Origin of the sequence: Kitasatospora sp. NPDC057904 (genome assembly GCF_042887925.1) — a bacterium.
GTDB lineage: Bacteria > Actinomycetota > Actinomycetes > Streptomycetales > Streptomycetaceae > Kitasatospora.
The window spans coordinates 12278-30304 of sequence record NZ_JBHVOL010000044.1 but is presented as its reverse complement, the minus strand read 5'-3'; the positions used below and the strand labels follow the sequence as shown (position 1 = coordinate 30304).

The 18027-nt window shown below is 71.6% G+C and carries 16 protein-coding genes; 9 read left to right on the top strand and 7 right to left on the bottom strand.

The features are described 5' to 3' along the window. Positions 1–66: 66 nt before the first annotated feature. Positions 67–642 (bottom strand): abortive infection family protein, encoded by a 576-nt coding sequence (locus ACFVSN_RS44245; protein ID WP_387959207.1) that lies wholly within the window; start codon positions 640–642, stop codon positions 67–69. Positions 643–743: 101 nt separating this feature from the next. Next, positions 744–1625 (bottom strand): hypothetical protein, encoded by an 882-nt coding sequence (locus ACFVSN_RS44240; protein ID WP_387959205.1) that lies wholly within the window; start codon positions 1623–1625, stop codon positions 744–746. A gap of 80 nt (positions 1626–1705) precedes the next feature. On the opposite strand from ACFVSN_RS44240, the gene ACFVSN_RS44235 reads away from it, so the two are divergent. Further along, positions 1706–2188 (top strand): hypothetical protein, encoded by a 483-nt coding sequence (locus tag ACFVSN_RS44235; protein ID WP_387959203.1) that lies wholly within the window; start codon positions 1706–1708, stop codon positions 2186–2188. Between the two features lie 500 nt (positions 2189–2688). Next, positions 2689–3351 (top strand): hypothetical protein, encoded by a 663-nt coding sequence (locus ACFVSN_RS44230; protein WP_387959201.1) that lies wholly within the window; start codon positions 2689–2691, stop codon positions 3349–3351. A gap of 36 nt (positions 3352–3387) precedes the next feature. Here ACFVSN_RS44230 and ACFVSN_RS44225 read toward each other — a convergent pair whose 3' ends face one another. Beyond that, positions 3388–3723, bottom strand: coding sequence for a hypothetical protein (locus ACFVSN_RS44225; RefSeq protein WP_387959200.1), 336 nt, complete (start codon positions 3721–3723; stop codon positions 3388–3390). A gap of 355 nt (positions 3724–4078) precedes the next feature. Between ACFVSN_RS44225 and ACFVSN_RS44220 the strand changes: the two genes are divergently transcribed. The 3 genes from ACFVSN_RS44220 to ACFVSN_RS44210 all read left to right on the top strand — a co-directional run bounded on the left by ACFVSN_RS44220 (position 4079) and on the right by ACFVSN_RS44210 (position 7067). Further along, positions 4079–4480 carry a hypothetical protein gene (locus ACFVSN_RS44220; RefSeq protein ID WP_387959198.1) on the top strand — a complete coding sequence of 134 codons (402 nt, stop codon included), beginning with the start codon at positions 4079–4081 and terminating at the stop codon, positions 4478–4480. Positions 4481–5155: 675 nt separating this feature from the next. After that, positions 5156–5632: a hypothetical protein gene (locus ACFVSN_RS44215; RefSeq protein WP_387959197.1), complete on the top strand. Its 477-nt coding sequence runs from the start codon at positions 5156–5158 to the stop codon at positions 5630–5632. 1267 nt (positions 5633–6899) lie between these two features. Then, positions 6900–7067 carry a hypothetical protein gene (locus ACFVSN_RS44210; RefSeq protein ID WP_387959195.1) on the top strand — a complete coding sequence of 56 codons (168 nt, stop codon included), beginning with the start codon at positions 6900–6902 and terminating at the stop codon, positions 7065–7067. Between the two features lie 766 nt (positions 7068–7833). Here ACFVSN_RS44210 and ACFVSN_RS44205 read toward each other — a convergent pair. Both ACFVSN_RS44205 and ACFVSN_RS44200 read right to left on the bottom strand, forming a co-directional pair. Further along, the gene (locus ACFVSN_RS44205) at positions 7834–8097 is read right to left on the bottom strand and encodes a hypothetical protein (protein WP_387959193.1); all 264 of its coding nucleotides are present in this window, start codon (positions 8095–8097) and stop codon (positions 7834–7836) included. Between the two features lie 43 nt (positions 8098–8140). Next, positions 8141–8929 (bottom strand): alpha/beta fold hydrolase, encoded by a 789-nt coding sequence (locus tag ACFVSN_RS44200; RefSeq protein ID WP_387959192.1) that lies wholly within the window; start codon positions 8927–8929, stop codon positions 8141–8143. 65 nt (positions 8930–8994) lie between these two features. On the opposite strand from ACFVSN_RS44200, the gene ACFVSN_RS44195 reads away from it, so the two are divergent. Further along, positions 8995–9381 (top strand): winged helix-turn-helix transcriptional regulator, encoded by a 387-nt coding sequence (locus tag ACFVSN_RS44195; protein ID WP_387959190.1) that lies wholly within the window; start codon positions 8995–8997, stop codon positions 9379–9381. A 955-nt stretch (positions 9382–10336) separates the two neighbouring features. Here ACFVSN_RS44195 and ACFVSN_RS44190 read toward each other — a convergent pair. Further along, positions 10337–11320, bottom strand: a complete 984-nt coding sequence (locus ACFVSN_RS44190; RefSeq protein ID WP_387959188.1) for a hypothetical protein — start codon at positions 11318–11320, stop codon at positions 10337–10339. A gap of 456 nt (positions 11321–11776) precedes the next feature. Next, positions 11777–12052 carry a hypothetical protein gene (locus ACFVSN_RS44185; protein ID WP_387959185.1) on the bottom strand — a complete coding sequence of 92 codons (276 nt, stop codon included), beginning with the start codon at positions 12050–12052 and terminating at the stop codon, positions 11777–11779. A 44-nt stretch (positions 12053–12096) separates the two neighbouring features. On the opposite strand from ACFVSN_RS44185, the gene ACFVSN_RS44180 reads away from it, so the two are divergent. From ACFVSN_RS44180 to ACFVSN_RS44170, 3 genes are all read left to right on the top strand, one after another. Further along, a complete protein-coding gene (locus tag ACFVSN_RS44180) occupies positions 12097–12282 on the top strand; it encodes a hypothetical protein (protein ID WP_387959183.1) in 186 nt (61 codons plus the stop codon). 2018 nt (positions 12283–14300) lie between these two features. Continuing rightward, positions 14301–15863 carry a HEAT repeat domain-containing protein gene (locus ACFVSN_RS44175; RefSeq protein WP_387959181.1) on the top strand — a complete coding sequence of 521 codons (1563 nt, stop codon included), beginning with the start codon at positions 14301–14303 and terminating at the stop codon, positions 15861–15863. 504 nt (positions 15864–16367) lie between these two features. Continuing rightward, the gene (locus ACFVSN_RS44170; protein WP_387959178.1) at positions 16368–17897 is read left to right on the top strand and encodes a Mu transposase C-terminal domain-containing protein; all 1530 of its coding nucleotides are present in this window, start codon (positions 16368–16370) and stop codon (positions 17895–17897) included. The last annotated feature ends 130 nt before the right edge of the window (positions 17898–18027 follow it).

The following is an 18027-nucleotide window of genomic DNA, read 5'->3' as shown; positions in this document are numbered from 1 at the left end:
CGACATATCCAGCTCCGGTCCACCCTCATCGAGGGATGTCTGACGGGCACCGGCCTGTCACTCACCTCACCGACCCCACCTTGAAAACCTCAGTAGCCGCTGTGTGAGGTCGCCGCCGTAGAAGCTCTCGCCCTCGAGGAGGCCGGAGACGAGGGGCTGTACTGCTCCCAGGAGAACGATGTTCAGTCTGGCCAGTGCCCATCGCGTCCAGATCAGTGCCGCGTGGACAGATGCCTCGGCCACTTCGTCGGTGACGGTGTGGACGACCGCGCGTCCGTGTCCCGTGCCGTACCGGTTGCGTAGTTCGCGCAGTTGGCTCGCCATTCGCCTTGCGGCCTCGGGGACCTGCCGCAGAGGGTCGTTGGCAGCCAGCTCCGGGCCGATAGCATGCTCGACTGTCTTGTGTGCGGATGTCAGTAACTGGAGGTAGTCCGCGTTGTCTCCGCTGGGCTTTCCCGCCGCGGCGAGCGTTACACGGGCAACGGACTCGACCAGTTCCTTGGCGGATCCGACGAGCAGTGGGCGGTCATTGCCGACGGCTGCCCGTCCGAGCCGGTCATAGGCGTCGGTGATGGCGCCCCAGCCTTCCTCTCGTAGCCACTGCGCACGGGGGAGAGGTTCGTCGGTCAGTCTGTGAATCACAGGGCGATCATCTTCCTGTCTGTCGTCGCTGGGGCCCCGTCGCCGAGGACGCCGTCGTGACCGATGTGGCCCGCGTGGCGGTTCAGCCAGTAGCTATTCGATCAAGGGGTGGTGGTGGCGGTGGTGCGGCGTCGGCGGCGGAGGTCGCGTTGGGCTTGGGCGCGGGCGCATTCGCGGGAGCAGTATTTGACGCCGGTGGTGCGGTGCTGGCCGTATTCGGCGCGGCCGCGTTGGCGGACGAAGTCGCGGCCGCAGTTGTCGTTGGCGCAGCGGCGGACGTGGGCTTCCTCTACGAGGTGGTTGTACAACTGGAGGAAGGCCACCGACAGGACGGTGGGGGAGCGGTCGGCCAGGTCTCCCACTCCGATGCTGAACCGGCCCAGCGACCTGTTCAGCATCTGTTCGAGTGCGTGGATGTGGTCATCGATGACGAGCTCGCGCAGGTGCTCGAGGGAATGCGGCCACGGCGTTTCGCTGACCTCGAGGTTCTCTGATTGGCTGTCGGTGAGGGCCTCTTCGGTGATCTCGGGTTCGACCAGGGCTTCAAGACCGCCTTCACGCTGGCAGGCGATCCAGGTGGCAACGGCGTCCTGGGCGGTCTCCAGATAGATCCTGATGACGTCCCTGTGCACGGCGAACGGGTAGGGCTGCTCGTCACTGTCGGCTTCCGGGAGCTTCTGGAGTTCTTCCCAGAGGTCCGGGGTGTCGATGTGGAGGTCTTCCCGGTCGGCACCGAAGAGCGACCCGTAGGACGCGTACAGCGCTGCCGCGCCTTCGAGGTCGTCGGCGCGCAGTTCCATGAGCTCGCGCAGGTAGAAGTCGTCGGGCAGGTGGACCAGTTCGCGGTCGTGGGGGACCGGAGTCCACAGCAGCCAGTCGCCCTTGATCCGCACGTCCTTGATGCGGCGTACGAGCGGGGGGACGGGGATCGCGGTGCCGGGCCAGAGCGTGGGACGAAAACGTGGGTCAACGTATGCCGACATGGCGTCAGCTTAGCGGGTAGCCTCGTAGTACGGAAGCACTGGTTTTGGTGCTACGAACGCGTGTTGAAGGGGAGGGCCGCGTGGCCGACTGGACCCACCGCAAGGCGATCGGGGACCAGCACGAACAGCACGTCATGCACGAACTCGAACGCCGTGGCTGGACGGTCCACCCGTTCGGCCAGGGCACCTATCCGCCAGCGGTCCAGGCCGCGCTGCGCCTGACGGACTCGCCGCTGCGGCAGCTGCCCGACATGATCGCCGCGCGTGGCGCACAGGTGGTGTGCATCGACGCCAAGACCTCGCTGGGAAGTACGGACTCCCATCGTTTCTCCGTCTCCCGCAAGAGCCTGTTGGCGGGGCTGCAGTTCACGGCCATCGGAGTGTCCGTGCCGCTGTACTACGTCTTCGGTGACCTCAGGGTCCTGACCCCGTCGGAGGTGGCGTCCTACAGCGGCTACGGGCATCAACATCCTGGCGGTTCCTACTGCCTGGTGAGCACGTTGCGGGCGCATCGCTTCGATGACGTCTTCGGTGCCGGGGACGGATTGCGGCAGGCGGGCTGACGGCGCCGGATCGCTCGCCCTTCGAGCGGGCGCCGGCCTCTTGTGAAGCGTCTCGGCGCTTCGGTCACTGCGTCTTTACACAGCTCAGCGGTATGGCAGGGACTGAAGCGACTGAATCTGGGGATCGGACGCACAATGGCCCGCGGCCTGCTCTCCAGCGCCGGGAGGGCCGCCGTATGCCGGTGTGCTACGGCTGCCTCTTCGATGTTCACCGGCGCTGCGTACGGCTCGCGGCCTGAGCGCGTCGAGGACGCGCTGGCGGCGCTGCGCCGGAAGCATTCCGATCTGGCTGCACCGCCTGTGCCGCCGGTGGGTCTCCCGCACCTGGGTGATCCGGGCAGCCGCCTCCGTCGGTTCCGACGGAGCCGGGTGCCCGGCTCCGGGCGACACCGGCACCGTGGTGCCGGCACGCGCGGCCGGACTGCTTTGTTCGTAGGCCGGGCCTGCTTGATGTTGGCCAGTGGGCTGAGGCCTTCGAGGCGCTGCGCCGTGCGGCGTGCATGATCCCGACGCTCCGGTTCGGCGAGCCGGACCGCCTTGACGACCTGGACCTGACGGTCGGTGAGGGCTGGCTGCTCGCCTCCTGGGACGACCCGCGGGCCGAGGACGTCCACCAGCTCCTCTACCGGGGCCGGCCGATCGGCTGGACCGCGCCGCTGCCGGACGGACCGTGGGGACAGGCCGGACACATCGCCGCCAAGCACCGCGGCTCCAAGGCCGCCGTGGTCCTGACGGACCCGGCCAGCGGGACCAGTACCCACCGCACGGTCGGCCAGGCCCTGGACGTCCTGCACCGCACGCACACCGAGCAGCTGCGCCCCGAGCGGGCGATGCCCGGCGTGCAGCGCCTGGCCCTCAAGCGCCCGACCGGCTGGAGCGTGCCCTCCGACCGCGGCCTCGGTGACCCCGACCGCGAGGCGCTCGACGACGGCCTGGTCCACCTCACCTGGCCCGACCACCCGGGCGTCCAGGAGCTCCAGCACGGCGGCCAGCCGGTCGGCTGGATCGAGGAGTACGACGTCCAGCGCGGAACCTGGACCGCCCTGATCGACAGCAGCCTCGTCGCCGACGCCGCCAGCGGCGAACCCCTGCGCTGCCCCGGCGCCGAGGGCGCCCTCGCCCTGCTGCGCCTGGCGCTCGACCAGGGCCTCGGGAACGGGTAGCCGGCCGCCGACCGCACGATGCCGAGCACCGCGCTGTCACGGCGGCCCCGGCTGGAGTACAGCTCTCCTTCCCGGGAGCTGCTGGGGGAGCTCGGCTTCGACCTGGCGGTGCTGCCCGACCCGCTGGTGCTCCGCTTGGTCCAGGACCAGGAGACCGAGCGGCCGGGCGAGAGCGTGCCGTTCCGGCGCCGGCACCTGGTCTTCATCGCCCACCTGGCGGTGGCCGTCGCCCTGGTCGAGCAGGATGACCCCGGCCAGGCGCCGGTGGTGTGGCTGCCGGCGGCCGACGCGGCCGGCCTCCACCTGTACCCGGACGTCGGCGCCGTCCTCGGCCAGGCCCTCCGGCCCGACGCGGCCGCGGGCGGCCCGCACCGAGGGGAGGCTGACCGAGCAGCAGACCGCGCTCCCGGACGTGTTCCACCGGCACGTCGAGACCGTTGCCGGATGACCCACCCCGCACCCCGCCGTCCCGGCCCACCCCGGACGGGACGGCGCCCGTTCAAAGGACAGGAGAGGCACTGCACGATGACCGACACCACCGCCCCGACCAGCGCAGCCACAGCGGGTGGAGGCAGTACGACCTTGGTCGCCTGCTTCCCTTGGTTGGCCTGACAATTGCCATTGCCGTATGGCGTTCATGAAGCGCCACTGGCACTCTGAGCAACTAGGCTGCAGAGGACGGTAGTTCAGCCGTGCAGGCACCGGCACGGCTTGAAAGAGGGGGAACATGTCCAAGAAGTTCAGGGCAATGGCCGTGGCTGCTGTGGCGACCGCGACCCTCAGCACGGGAGCGGGGTCGGCGATTGCCGCACCGTCGTCGCACGTACTTACGAACACGTACACGTGGGCGGGTCATGACGCGTGTCTCGGGTGGCTCACTGCGCGTGGCAGCGGCAACGGGTTCCAAGTGCAGGGGCACCTGACAGCTGACCCCGGCTTTCACTGCACGGCCTACCTGGAGGGCGGCCCGTTCAGCGACGGGTACTTCCGTGACTTCGGCAAGATGTACACATACGCGCATGGCAACGGTCATGCCGACTGGACTCGTTGGTACAATGACGGCCACAACTTCAACATCCGCATCGTCGTACGCCTCGACCAGGATGTGGAGTACTCACCGTACGTCTGACGCCCGTCTTGTGATGCCGCTGTATCCAAACGTGAGGCGTCGGGCCTGACCGGGTCAGTGCCAGTCGAGCCCGAGTGCGGTGAGCTGGTCGAGTCGCCCGTTGGTGAGTTTGATATCGGGCCAGTCAGGGGCCGGTCAGGCGGGGACGGTGCTGGCCGAAGCAGGGCGCCGAGGACACCGTGCCCTCCGGCGGCCCGCTGCCTGCCCCGCTCGTCGACGCTGTGGAGGCCTGCGACGTCACCGCGGACCTCGCGGGCCTCGTCGTCAACCCCGACCTGTCAGGGCACCACTGGAAGGACACCGAGGAGTACGCCCAGCTGCGCCGTCTCGGCGTGGTCGACGACTGCGTGGGCCGCCAGATCGAGCAGGCCCGCGGCCGGGCGATCGCCATGCTGGACGACCGCAACGGGCCGTTCGCCGGCGGCTGGCCGACCTGGGTACCGGATCCGTCCTGGCCGCTGCCGACGCTGCCGCCCGGCGCCGGGCTCCGGCCACGTGCAGCACCGGACCGCGCTGCACCTGCTGCACCCTCACCTCGGCGTGCAGCACCGCGCGGGACAACCGCCCCGGCCGCGCTGCAGAACCCCTTGTCCTCGCCCGCCCCGCGCTCGGGTTTCGCCCCGCGCGGGGCGAAACCCGACCCGGGCGCTGACCTCGGCGGCTACCATCCCGGACATGGACAGCGCCCCGCGAGGCGAAACCGCGACCGACGGCGACGACCAAGAGCAGCCCGCCGCGGTGCCGGCCGCCGCCGACCCGGCCCCGCCCGCCGCGCCGGTCGCCCTGCCCCGCCAAAAGGCGGACAATCCGCCGAGCGTCCCGCCGGAGCCCTACCTGCGCGGCCTCGGCCGGTTCGACCTCATCCAGAACATCAGCACGCCGATGCAGCAGCCGGGCTGGGACCTGGCCGGGTGGACCCGGGCCCCTGGCCTGTTCTACGTCCGCAAGGCCGGCCGGGCACTCGCCTGGATCGAACACGGCGCGGCCCGCCTGGACGGCTGGGCCCTGGTGGTCGACGGCCGCTTCGTCGCCGACCCGGCCGACCGGAGCCGCCCCCTGGTCACCAGCACCGCCGAGCTGGCCGTCCTGCTGGTGCGCCAGGCCCTGGAGGAGGGCCTGATCGACGCCGACGCAGCCCCGGCCCTCCGCTGACCGGCCATGCATCTTGTGAGGCGTCTTCTCGGACACCTTGCCAGGCGCCTTGCAGGGTACCTACCCGGGTGTCTTGTGGGCACCCGACGAACTGCTCCGGTACGGTATCGCACCAGGTCAGAGCCCAAGTGGAGCAGGCCGGAAATGCCGACAACCCCTTCTCCTTCCCGGTCTTGGTGGGCGTGGCCGGTTGGTCGGTTCGGGGTTCGCGCCTGCGGCGGGCTGGTGGTCTTTTCGCGTCCGGCGGTGCCGGCCGCGACCTGCGGGGCCGGCCGAAGGCCGTCGACCAGCCGCGCCGGGTTCCACGTAGGCACCACCGCAGGTACCACCGAGGACACCACCGCAGGTACGCCCGCAGGTACCACCGCAGGTACCCCGCCGTCTCCACCCGTCATCGGGCGTTTCCGCAGATCAGAGCCTGTTCTCGGGTCGCCGGAAGGTCAGACAACCCCCTCTGTCTGTCCCTCTGCCCTGGCCGCTCGTGGTGGGTGGGTGCGGTTCTGGGTGACGGTCCGGACGGCGCGCGTCCCTATCCTGCGGGGCTGTTGGTCCTGGTGGCGTCCGGCGAAGGCCGGCCGCCCGGACACCGCGTGGCCGCGACCCGGCCCGCCGCCCTCGGCCCCCAGCCACGCCCGCAGGGCCGCCAGCAGCCACCCTGGGGCACGGCCCTGCCGCCGTCCCGGCCCCACCGACTCCTCCGGACCCGCCACAGCCCGCCCAGCGGCCCGCCGAACAGGCCGCCGACGCCATCGCCGCGCTGCGCCACGTCCGTATCCCGGCCGCCGTCCTGGAGAGCGACCTCCATCTCGCCCAGGCCCTCCTCGAACTCCCCGGTACCGACCCGCTGCGTCTGGAGGCCGCCGAGGGCCCGGCCGCCGTCATCCCGCAGTACCTCCCCGCCCGGCCGCCGGCACGGACACCGCCGCCCGCCCGGCTGCGTACCGCCCCGGCCCCGACGACCACCGGGACCGGCCAGCTGACCGCGCGAAGACAAGCAGGCACCGGCCGGGAACTGTTCAGCCGCCGCAGCCGTCCGAGGTGGTACGTGGACGAGAACGCCACGTTGCAAAGGGAGAGGCATGGTCTTAGCCGGGCTAGACCCGAGAGGCCCGCCGGAGTCGCAGCGCGCGAGGGCGGACCTTCCCACCAGCGCGCCAAGGAAGAACGGCTGCGGAGGCATCCGCAGGGGAGCCGCGTGGGCACCCGGTGCATCCACCGTCACCGGACTGACACCGCACCCCAGTCCCTCTTCCTCGGAAGGCCCAAGATGGAAACTGCCGGATGGGTCACCACCATCGTGGCAGGGATCGCCGGTGGCATCACGGTCCTCGGCTATCTCTTCGACCAGGTTCCGCCCCTGTCGCAGAAGCTCGTGAAGGCGATCCGATCGCTGCGCGCTCTGCGTGATGAACTGAGGCGCACGACGAACGGGTGAACGACGGCCGCGCTGGCTTCGACCAGCGCGGCCCTTCTCCTGCTTCGAACACGAATGCCCCGGAAACCGGGATCGCGCAGCGGCCGTCCGGGCCGTCGCCGCCGCCTGTCCGGCCGCACATGAACCCGGCCTCGACGACCACCGGGACCGGCCGGCTGACGGCGTGAAGACAGGCGTGCCGAAGGCCCGCGCCGAGTACCGTCGAACGGCGCCGCCCGGACGCCCCGGACGACAGCCGGGGACCGGTGGGAATCGCCTCGCGGCACGTTGTTCCGGGCCCGGACAGGCCCGTGGGCGCGCTTCCGATGCCGCTTCCGGTCATCCCACCCCTTGATGGTGCATCACCGCAGGTCAGACCCCTTGTCCAGGCCTCCCAGAAACGCCGACGACCCTTCTGTCGCCTGGCGCGGCTCCCTCAGGGTCTCGCTCCGGGCCACTCCGTTCCTTCGCCCAACCCCCGGGCCGTCCCCCGGCCCCAGGGCGGAGCCCGGTGCTCGCGCCGCGGCCGGGCAGCTCGGCGTTCCGATGGGTGCGGGCGGCCGGGCCGGGCGGGCCAGCGGTGGCCAGGGTGGGCGTGATCGACTTGCGGCGGCCGGGTGGTCCGCTCGCGGCGCCGTCCCGGGGCCTGGCCCCGGGACGGCGCCGGGGCTGAAGAACTCCCGCTCCGTGGCAACGCGGTACGGCAAGCGCGGCCACGTCTTCCTCGGCACCGTCACTGCGGCCGCGCTCGTCATCTGGCTCCGGTCCTGACGAAAGCTGAGACCGGTCACCATCCCGGATCGGCGGGGCGCTGGTGCCCGCATGGCACGAGGCTGCCGTTCCTGTCGACGACCGCGGCGTCGTTGGCCGAGTTCACCCACACCGTGATGCCCTGAGTATGGACAACTACGTTGAACGGTGACTCCTCGGGCTCCAGGTCCGTCACCACAGTGAACTCCTCGCCGGGGCGCATCCAATGGTCAGTTCCCCAGGGCTCCACCCACGGGCAGACCATGCTCTCGGTCTCGTTGCTCACGCTGCTCTTCGACACGCCAGCACCCTGACGAGCACCATGATCGGCCGGACAGTCCTAGCTAGCAGGACGCCCCGCCCCGCGCGCTCATGGACTCGGCAGCCTTCAGCAGGAGTGCGGCGAGCTGGTCCGGAACGGTGACCATGCAGTCGTGCCCGCTACGCAGCTCCCACACCTGCGACGGGCTGCCGTTGGGCTGCGTCGTGGGAACGGCCCGGTGGCGGGCGGCGGCACGCTCGGGCTCGGGCTCGGCGCCGACGCACTCGACGTGCACGCGGGGGATGGCGGCCGCGGCCGGGTTGTCGAGTCGGACCGGCTGTTCGAAGCAGCGCGCCGACTCGTCCGAGAGCATGGTGCGCAGCCAGGCCACGTCCGCTGGGTCGGTCACCCCGAACAGGCCTGTGGCGCCTGCTCCTTCGGGGAGGGGCGGGATGCGCCAGGGTGTGTCGGTGCCGGCGGCGAGGTCGAGGAGCTGCTGGGTCATGGGGAGGACGTCCAGCACGGACTCGCCGTCAGCGGGAACCATCGCGTCGACGAAGACCAAGGCGCCGACGCGTTCTGGAACTTGGTGGGCAACGGCGGATATCACCATGCCGGCGTAGCTGTGCCCGACCAGCACCGTGTCGGTGAGGTTGCCGTCGTGGAGCAGCGCGGTGATGTCGGCGGCGTGGGTGTCCAGGCCCACGTCCGGGCCGAGCAGGTGGGCTCGCTCGCCGTGGCCGGTGAGCGAGGGGGCGAGCACCCGGTGCCCGGATCGGGTCAGCAGGGGCGTGACCCGGTCCCAGACGCGCCCGCTGTGCCAGGCACCGTGGACGAGGACGAAGGTTTTCGTGCGCGGTGTGCTACTCATGGCACAGGACGCTACAAAGCCCTCAGGCACCTCCAGGTACCTGAGGGCCTTGGTACCGTCGACCCATGCCTGAGCATGACTTGGCGCAAGACGTCTTCCTGGCCGACTGCCCGGCCCGGCTCGCGGTGGAGATCATCACCAGCAAGTGGGCGGTCGTCGTCCTGTTCGCGCTCAGCCGGCGGCCGTGCCGGCACGGCGAACTCGTCGGCCTCGTCGGCGGCCTCTCGCGCAAGGTGCTGACCCAGACGCTGCGCAAGCTGCAGGGGTACGGACTGGTGGAGCGCCGTCCGCCCGCGAGCGCGCCGCCATCGCCTTCGCCGTACACCGAGTACGCCTTGACCGGTCTCGGCCTGACCCTCGTCGAGCCGATCGCCGCCTTGACGGACTGGGCGCGGTCGTACGGCGAAGCGGTCGCCGACTTCCAGGAGACGGTGCAGGCGCCCGCGCGGTGACGCCGCGCCACCCCCGCCAACCGCTGAAGGCCCTCTCCTTCGGGTCACGCCAGCCGGTCGCCGCCGATGCACGCACCTGGGCGGCGCCTACCCGCAGCGCCAGCCACTGATGTCACAACCGACGTGATCGGCCGGACAGACCCTGGTCGACCGAGACCGAGTTCCTGCTGCCCGGCGGGCGGCGCAAGGTGCGGCCGGACGGTGTGTAGCGGGCCCCGGGGATCGGGGTGCCGGTGTTGATGGTGGAGGTCGCCTGGCTCCGGCTGGCGTCGCCGCGAAGTTCCTCCGCTACCGCGGGTTGTTTCGCACCAGGGTCCGCGACAACGATCCGGCCCGCTCCGGCCATGAGCTGGCGGACCGGACGGTGTACTGGTGGCGCCGTACCTGGCCTGGCCACACCCGGTCCGGGTGCCCGCCGGTCGCGCTGGCCAGCCGGCAGGAGGCGGTCGCGGACCTGTCGGCGGAGTGCTGGCGTGGCCGGTGGTGCAGGGAGGTCCACGACTACAACGACGACGGCTGGCGTGGGTACGACGACGCCGTGCCCGTCGTCGCGCCACGCTGGAGCTGTTGGCCGAGCACGGGCCGTTCGGCCCGGTGTGGTGGCGCTTCGGCCGCTCGGGCCGGCACTCCCTCATCGAGGCGCTGGAGAACCCGGACAACCGGGCCGCCTACGACCTGCGCCAGGCCGCCCGCGAGGACGAGCAGCACAAGGCCCACCAGGAGCTGATGGACTCCCTGGTCTGCATCGACTGCGGCGGCGTTCCCGAGGAGGAGAGCACCTGGGGGTACGGCCCCGGGGGACAGGTCGAGTGGACCCGCCGCCCCGGCGGCCGCTGCTGGCCCTGCCACCGGGACCGCGAGGAGCGCCTGGAGCGGGAGGCCGAAGAACAGCTGGAGGCCGCCCGTACCGCGAACGCCGCGCTGCGCCCGTGCTGGACGTGCCGGGGGAGGGAGGTCATTGCACCACCTCGATGCACGGGTGCTCCAGGGAGACTGGGCAGTGGTAGAGCTGGAGGACGTTGCTGCGCCCGATGGCTATCCCGAGGTCGAAGTCGAGGCGCCGGTCCTCGACCGGGGCCCAGCTGCCGCCGCCCACGACGTCGGGGTCGATGGTCAGCAACGGCCGCATGACGGCCCGGCACTCCTCGCAGTACGCCGTGTACGGGTCCATGGAGGCACATGGGGCCCAGCCACCGACCTTCCACCCGGGGGCTACCGCCAGCTCGAACTGGTAGTAGGCCCGGCGCTCCTCGGCGTTGCGGTACAGCGGGTCGGTACCGGTCAACTCCCGCTCGCACCAGTCCTTGATGCGCTCCGCGAGGCCGTCCGCCAGCTCCAGCGGGGCCGGGTACTCCGTCACGACCTCGGGGTGCAGTACGCACGGCTCGGGCAGGTACTCGCCGTGCTCGGCGAGCTCGGCGGGCAGAGGCGGCTCGGCCAGCAGCCCACCGGCCGGCGCGGAAGAACGCCACCTCACCTTCGGGGCAGGCGCCCACTGGGGGTCGTGTTCCAGCGGGCACCACAACACCTGCATCACGTCGGCGCCCTCAGGGCACGGCAGCAGCGGTACGTCCCGCGTGTAGAGCTGGGCGACCGGCAGCATCGCGTTCGGCTGCCCGCTCCACGGGTGTCCGGTGAAGGTGGCGTCCAGCGCCGCGTCCTGTTCCGCCGTGCGGCTGGTCGTCTCGTACAGCGCCCGCCGAAGCCGGACGTCGGCGACGGACACCGCGGTCCCGCCGTCGTGTTCCTCCGGGTGCGGCCCCGCGCAGACCGGCCACGGCTCGTCGGCGGGCCACAGCAGCGGTCCGCCGACCGAGCTGTCGTGCACGCCGGGCGTGCCCGGGCGGGGGTGCAGTCGGGTGGCCTGCCGGGCGAGCGGCGCCAACTCCGGGAAGACGGCTGCGATGTCGACCGGGCGCGGCGGCGTGACACGGACCATCGGTGACTCATCCCTCCAGCGGTGAATGGGTGTACGGACCATAGCGCCCACCCCGGACACCATCGCGGCCGGTGTCGGCCCTGCCACCGGGACCGCGAGGAGCGCCTGGAACGGGAGGCCGAAGAGCGGCTGGAGGCCGCCCGTTCCGCGAACGCCGCGTTGCGCCCGTGCTGGACGTGTCGGGGCTCGATCGGCGGCCAGACGGGCTCGAAGCTGGAGCTGACCGAGAAGGCTGGCCCCAACCGGCCGGAGTGCCCGACGTGCGCCCGGGACCGGGAGACGGAGGAGCCTGGGCCCGTTGGTGCTGCCCGCCCCGACCAGGCGCGAGCTGGTGGCCGCGCTGGTGTCCGCGCCGGACGATTCGTGGCGGGAGGACCGCGTGCTCCACGCGAAGCTCTACCCGGGGCGGGTAGTGAACTGGGTTTGTGATCAGCGTGTTTTCTGGTAGCGCACGGGTCAGCTGATTCGGACGCTGTGCCCTCCTGCTGATGAGACGGATTGGCGGGCGGGGACGGTCTGGGCGGGGCCAGTGCAGTCCCTGCTCGCGAAGACGTAGGCGACAGTGCCGGTCCTGTTCTGGACCGACAGAGGGGCGTTGAGCTCCCGGTAGCAGCCGCTTGGGTTGGCGAAGATGCGGCCGTTGAGGACCAGGTCCCCGGAGGCGGCGTGGGCGGGGGCGGTCAGACACAGGGCGGCCGAGGCGAGGGCCGCGAGCACGGCGATCTTCTTCATGGCCGGTGCAACGAGAAGCCCACATCGTTCGTCACGCGCGTAGGGTGCGCCCGCGCCGGGTCGGTTCGGTCGCCGATCTGGCCGAGAAGATGGGGCTGGGCCCGCTGATGCTGCCGGTCCCGACCAAGCGCGAGCTGGTGGCCGCGCTGGTCTCCGCCCCGGACGATCCGTGGTGGGAGGACCGGGTGCTGCACGCGAAGCTCTACCCGGTGAAGGGCCGCAGGGTGTGACCTGTTGGTGTTGGTGGGCGCGAAATGGCCTATTTCGCTGGGTTGTCTGGACCTTTGGTTCTGCCTGTTGGGGGTGTGTGGTGGGTGGTGTGGGTGGCTGGTTTGGTGACTTTGTGTGGTGGTTGGGGGTCGGGTAGGCCTACTTGGGGGCCGGTGAGGTGTTGTTGGGGTGTATTCGGGGGTGAATTCCGCCGGGTATTCCACCCGGTTGTTTTGGCGGATTGGTTGCTGGTGATGGTCTGTATTCGGGTCGGAATTGCGGTGGCTGGGGGTTGGTGTTCGGTTTGGTGAGGGTCGGGCTCGGTGTGGTCCGGGCTGGGTGCCGCCGTCCCGGGCCCGCCGTCCGGGTTGTCGGGTGCCGCCGTCGTCGTCCCGCTGCGCCCGGCTCCGGCCTCGCTGCGCCGCCGTCCAGGCTGCGCTGCCGCCCCGCTCCGGCCGGTTGGGTGGCCGTCAGGCCGCTCCGGAGGCCGCTGTGGTGGCCGTGGGCGCCGTCCTGGTGGTGGTCGGCGGGCCGTTGCGTCCCCCTGTCGCGTGGGGGGGTGTCGTGTGCTGTGACGTGGGTGGATGCCCTTGACTCCCTGTGTGTGGTGGGGGCGCGACAGGTGAGTGCGACAGGGGCCGCGGCTGCTGCTGGTGCCGCCGACCGTCGGGTGCGTCGCGTAACCACGGCAGGGCCTGTGCCGTTCGTGAGGCATGGTGAAAAGCGCGATCTTGGTCTTCTGCCTGACAGCTGCTGCCGTGGCCATGGGGGCGGACCCCAGCTCGGCGGTGTCCGGTGTGAATGTCTCCTCCGTGTCCGGGTTTGACGCGATCAGCCAGCAGTGCAGCTGCTACTGGGTTGATGCGACGGAAGTTCGCGAGGGTGCGGGCGGTCTGGCGGTCAGCGAGAAGTCGACGGAGGTGATTCGGTAACGGCTGTGATCGTTTGACACGGGGTGGGGCGGGGTGGCCGGTGGTCGGGTGGTGGGTGCGGGGGTGCAACGCGGGGTCGTGTTGCGGGTCTGACCTGGTGTTATGTTGCTGGGAGTGGGGGTGGGTGGGTGTGTTGCACTTCGTGTTGCGCCGGACTGGGCCGGTCCTCCGGCCTCGGCAGCCCGCCGCCCGCCGCCCGCCCGCGTTGCCCGGTGCCGCGCTCCGCTGCTGGGCCTGGTCGTCGTCCTGGTCGGCCGTCAGGCCGTCTTGCTGCGCCCGGCTCGGCCGCTGCTGGGCCCTGGCCGCCCGTCCAGGCCGCCGTCCTGGCCGTCCCGGCCCCCGGGTTGCTCGGCCGTCTCGGGGCCCGTCCCGGCTGCCTTCCTGGCGCGGTGTTCGGGTTGGTGTCGCTGCTCCGGGAATTGCTCCGTTGACGTCGAGCGGGATTTTCTCGGCGGTCTGGAACGGCGGTCGCCGTGTCGGCGTGGAGGGCCGTAGGCCCCTTTCTGAGGTGCCTGAATGCGATTTCTTGCCGCTGCGCCCTGAAATGGTTTCGGATTGCCGCCTGAAAGGGAGTGGAAGGTAATTCGTATTCCCGTCTGGAGTGCGGCCGGATAGAGTCGGTGTGGACGGTTGCCGCGAGGTTGTCTGTTCGCGTATCGCGCTCGTCCGGGGACCGGTGTGACTGAGCCGTGCGGTGCCCGTTTAAGCGCCTCTGAAAACGCCTCCGGATATGCTTCGGATTCCGGTCCGGAGTCTGTGCTTGGGGGCCGGTCAGGGACCGCCGTGCGGGGCGTCCGTGAGGGCCCGCCACCGGGGGCCGGGGAGGGCCGAGCTGATGATCGGCGTGATGTTTTCAGTGGGTTCGGCGTTGCTGTTCACTTGGGGTTGGGTGGTGATGGTTCCTGGTCAGGGGCGTGTTGTGAGTGGGCAGTGGTGAGGGGCTGCGCTGAGGTCGTGGTGAAGCGTCACGCCGAAGTCCAGTGAAGGACGGACGCCGATCGTTACCACGGCTGCTGGGTCCGGCTGGCGGCGGTGCGGCCCTGGGCAGGGCTCTTGTGGGCGTCGTATATGGGAAGCGGCAGGTCGGCCGGCTCCAGCAGGATGGCATGGTGAACTTCTTCCTCCGTCGTCAGCACCCCGTCCCGCAGCCTTCCCCGGGCACTGCTGCCCTGGAGCGTGTCCGGCTGCTGGTCGCCGGTGAGCGGTCCGCGGACGGAAGCGCGCTGGAGGAGTTGACCGCCGCGCTGTTGGAGGTCGGCGCGACCGGAAGCGCTGAAGACTCGTTCGAGGCGCTGCGCACGCTGACGGAGCGCCCGGCGTTGCTGCTGCGCCTGGACGCTTTCATACGGCGGGAGTGGTGGCACCCGACTCGCCCCACCCCGCGGCCCACCGAAGCCGACCCGGTCGCGCTCGCCCTCGCCGCCTTGCACGCCGACGGCCGCATCCGCGAGCGCGCGGTGCGCCGGATGCTGGACCAGCCGCACCCCGGGACGATGCCGTTCCTCGTGCTGCGCACCAGTGACTGGGTCCGCCAGGTTAGGGACGCGGCGAGCGCGGGCCTGGCCGTGCTGCTCCATGGCGACCCGCTGCTGGCCACCCCGGCGACCGTGCGTACGGCCCTGCTGATCAACCGGCGCCGACGCGGCGCATTCGCCCACGGTCAGCTGCTCGTGCCGTTGCTGACCGGGTCGACCACGGCCCTGGCCGGAACGCTCCTCGCGGCCCCCGAGGCGCCGGTGCGCCGCTTCGCCCTGGACGCCGTCGCCCACCGCCTCGGGATCCGTGACCTCGCGGCCCTCGCCGAGCGCGACCCCGACCGCCAGGTCAGGGCCCGGGCCGCCGAGGCCGCCGCCCGGCAAGCGGTGTGGACCGACCAGACCGAGCTGCTGCGCCGGCTGGCCCGCAGCCGTCACGCCGAGGTGCGCGTCACCGCCCTCACGGGGCTGATGCGCACCGGCTCCCCGCAGAGCGTGGTGGCGTACCTCGACGACCCGTCCGCGCAGGTCCGGGCCTTGGCACGGGAGGCGGCGCGCCGCACCGGCACGGACCCGCTGACGCACTACCAGGCGGCCGTCCGGGCCGACGAGCCGCAGGTCGGGGCGGTCGCGGGGCTCGCCGAGACCGGTGGCCGGGCCGACGTCCCCCTGCTCTCCGCGCTCCTGGACAACCCGGCCCCCCAGGTCCGCGTCCAGGCCCTGCGGGCCCTGCGGAGCCTCGACGTGGTGCCCGTGCCCCGGGTCACGGCGCTGCTGCGGGACGACTCCGCCGCGGTGGTCAAGGAGGCCGCCGCGGCCCTCGTCCCCAGCGCCACCCGGCTGCCCGCCGACCTGCTGTGGGACATGCTCACCGACCCGCAGCGGCCGGCCGTGCGGCGCGCGGGCTACCGGCTGCTGAGCCGGCGCGACCGCCTCACCGCACTGCGCGCCGCCGTCCTCGCGAGCGGCGACACCCACCCCCGGCTCGCCGCCCAGGGCAGGACCGACGCCACCACACGGATCCGCGAACTCACCCCGCACCCCTGGCTCACCCGCTCGGTCCCGACCCTCGACGCCGACCCCGCACAGGCCGCCGAACTGCTCACCCTGGCGGAGGAACGCCGCACCGTCCTCACCGAGGACGTGATCCAGCTGCTGCGCGACGCGCTTCGTCCGGTGCCCGGCAGCCGGTAGCCAGGTCGCAGGCAGGCGCACCTCGTGCGGCCCGCTCGTGTTCGGCGTGTGGTTTTCACCGGGTTCGGCGCAGGCGTTCACTCCTGGCCGTCTGCCGGTCTGCTCCGGCTGGCCGGGTTTCCCTACGGGTGGGTCGTAGCGCATGGCCTGCCTGGAATCCGGTGAAGCATCGCGTCGAGGCCGCGATGAGGAGTGGACGCCGACCGCCGTCGGGTTCGGCCTGTCGGCCAGGTCCAGCAGTGGGCTGCCGGTGTTCTCGGCGCTGGTGAAACATCGCTTGCGAAGCTTCCCTTCGATCGAGTGCTGTCTCCCGGCGTGTCGGGATGAGCAACGGAGACGGAGGACAGCCTGCCGCTGAAAGGAGACCGCCAGCTCGGAGGGTTCGCGGGTCTCGTGCCGTCGACAGGTGGGGGAGTGGTGGTCGCTCTGGATCCGCCCGAGTTGGTGCCGGACCGGCCCACCGCAGTGGCTTGGGGTGAACGAGAAGCTGCGGTGGCCCGGTTGATGGATCTTGACGGCCGGGGTGAGTTGACCACGGCTCATGTGCGTCTTGTCGCCTCGTCTCTCGGGGTGACTGTGCGGGCGGTGTGGTACTGGGTCGCCGCGGCACGTAAGGAAGGCCGCCTCTCGCCGCGCCCCCGCACGCAACTGACCGTCACCCCGGAGATCCGGCGTCTGCTGGCGTTGTGGGGAGGCAACGTCTCGGCTGTCCACCGTGAACTGGTGGCCCTCGCGGCGGACGACCCCGATACAGGGCCGGTGCTGTCGCTGTCGGCGCTGCACCGCGCGGTGGTACGGGATCTGCCGGTGGGGGAGCGGGCGGGTCTGCGGGGTGGGGAGGCGGCCCGGCGGGCGCATGACGTGTTCGGGAAGCGGCCGGTGTTGTGGAGGAACGCGTGTTGGGAGGGTGACCACAAGCACGTGCCGGTGCAGGTCGATGTCGAGGGCGAGTTGGCGTGTCCGTGGATCACCTGGTTCATCGACTGCGCCACCAAGCACGTCCTCGGCCTGGCCGTCACGCCGCACGCCCCCTCCCGGGACGCGGTGCTGGCCGCGCTGCGCAGCTCGATCACCCGCACCGAACCGTTCGGTCCCGCGGGCGGCCTTCCTGCCCTGGTGCGGGTGGACCGGGGCAAAGAGTTCCTGTGCGCCACGGTGACGGCGGCGCTCGGCGCGTTCGCCGTTCCAGTGCAGGACCTGCCGGCCTACAGCCCGCACCTGAAGGGCACGGTCGAGGCGTTGAATGACGCGGTGGAGGAGATGTTCCTCGTCTCCCTGCCGCGCTACACCCACCGTCAGAAACTGACCGGAGGCCGGCTCGCCGATCCGGACGCGCCGGCGCTGACGTTCGCCGCGTTCGTCGCGCTGCTCCTGGACTGGGTGCGGTGGTGGAACACCGAGCACCACCCGTCAGGCCTGGACGGCCGCACCCCCACCGAGGCGTGGATGGCCGACCCGACGCTGCTACGCGACGTCCCGCCCGAGCACCTCGCGTTCTTCGCCCTGGAGGACGACGGCCGTACCCGCACGATCACCACGAACGGCATCTCCTGGCGCCGCCGTGCCTATGTCGCTCCGTGGATGGTCGGCTACACCGGCACGAAGGTCCGCCTGCGCCACCTGCCGCACCACGACGGCGAGATCGAGGTCTTCGACGCGTCCACCGGCCGCCACCTTGGCGCCGCTCATCTCGCCGAGCAGGCGAGCCCGGAACAGATCCGCGCTCTGCGCGCGGCGCGCACCGCCGCCGCCCGCCGGCTGCGCGCGGACCTGAAGGCCGCGGAGAAGCTGCGCCGCCAGCGGTTCGCGGCCGTGACCACCCCGGCCCCGCCGCGGCCGCTCGGCACCCTGACCGCGGCCGAGGCCGACGCCGAGCTCGCGGCGGCCGGCGGCCGGGACCTCCGGGCGCTGGCCCTGCCCGGACTGCTCCCGCACGCCCCGGTCCCGGACGGCTGGGTCCTGCCCCGAACCACGACACCTGCCGGGCCTGAGCGCGCAGACGGCGGCCCAGTGGATCCGGCACCGTCGGTCTGAACCCCGCCGCGGGGCCGCTGCTCGCACCACACCGCCGTCGCACCCGGGCGTCAACTACCCGTTTCAAGCCCCGCCCCTCGCCTCGGCCCGGGCCGCCGGCCAGGCGCCCCCACTCGGATCCGCTGGCCCC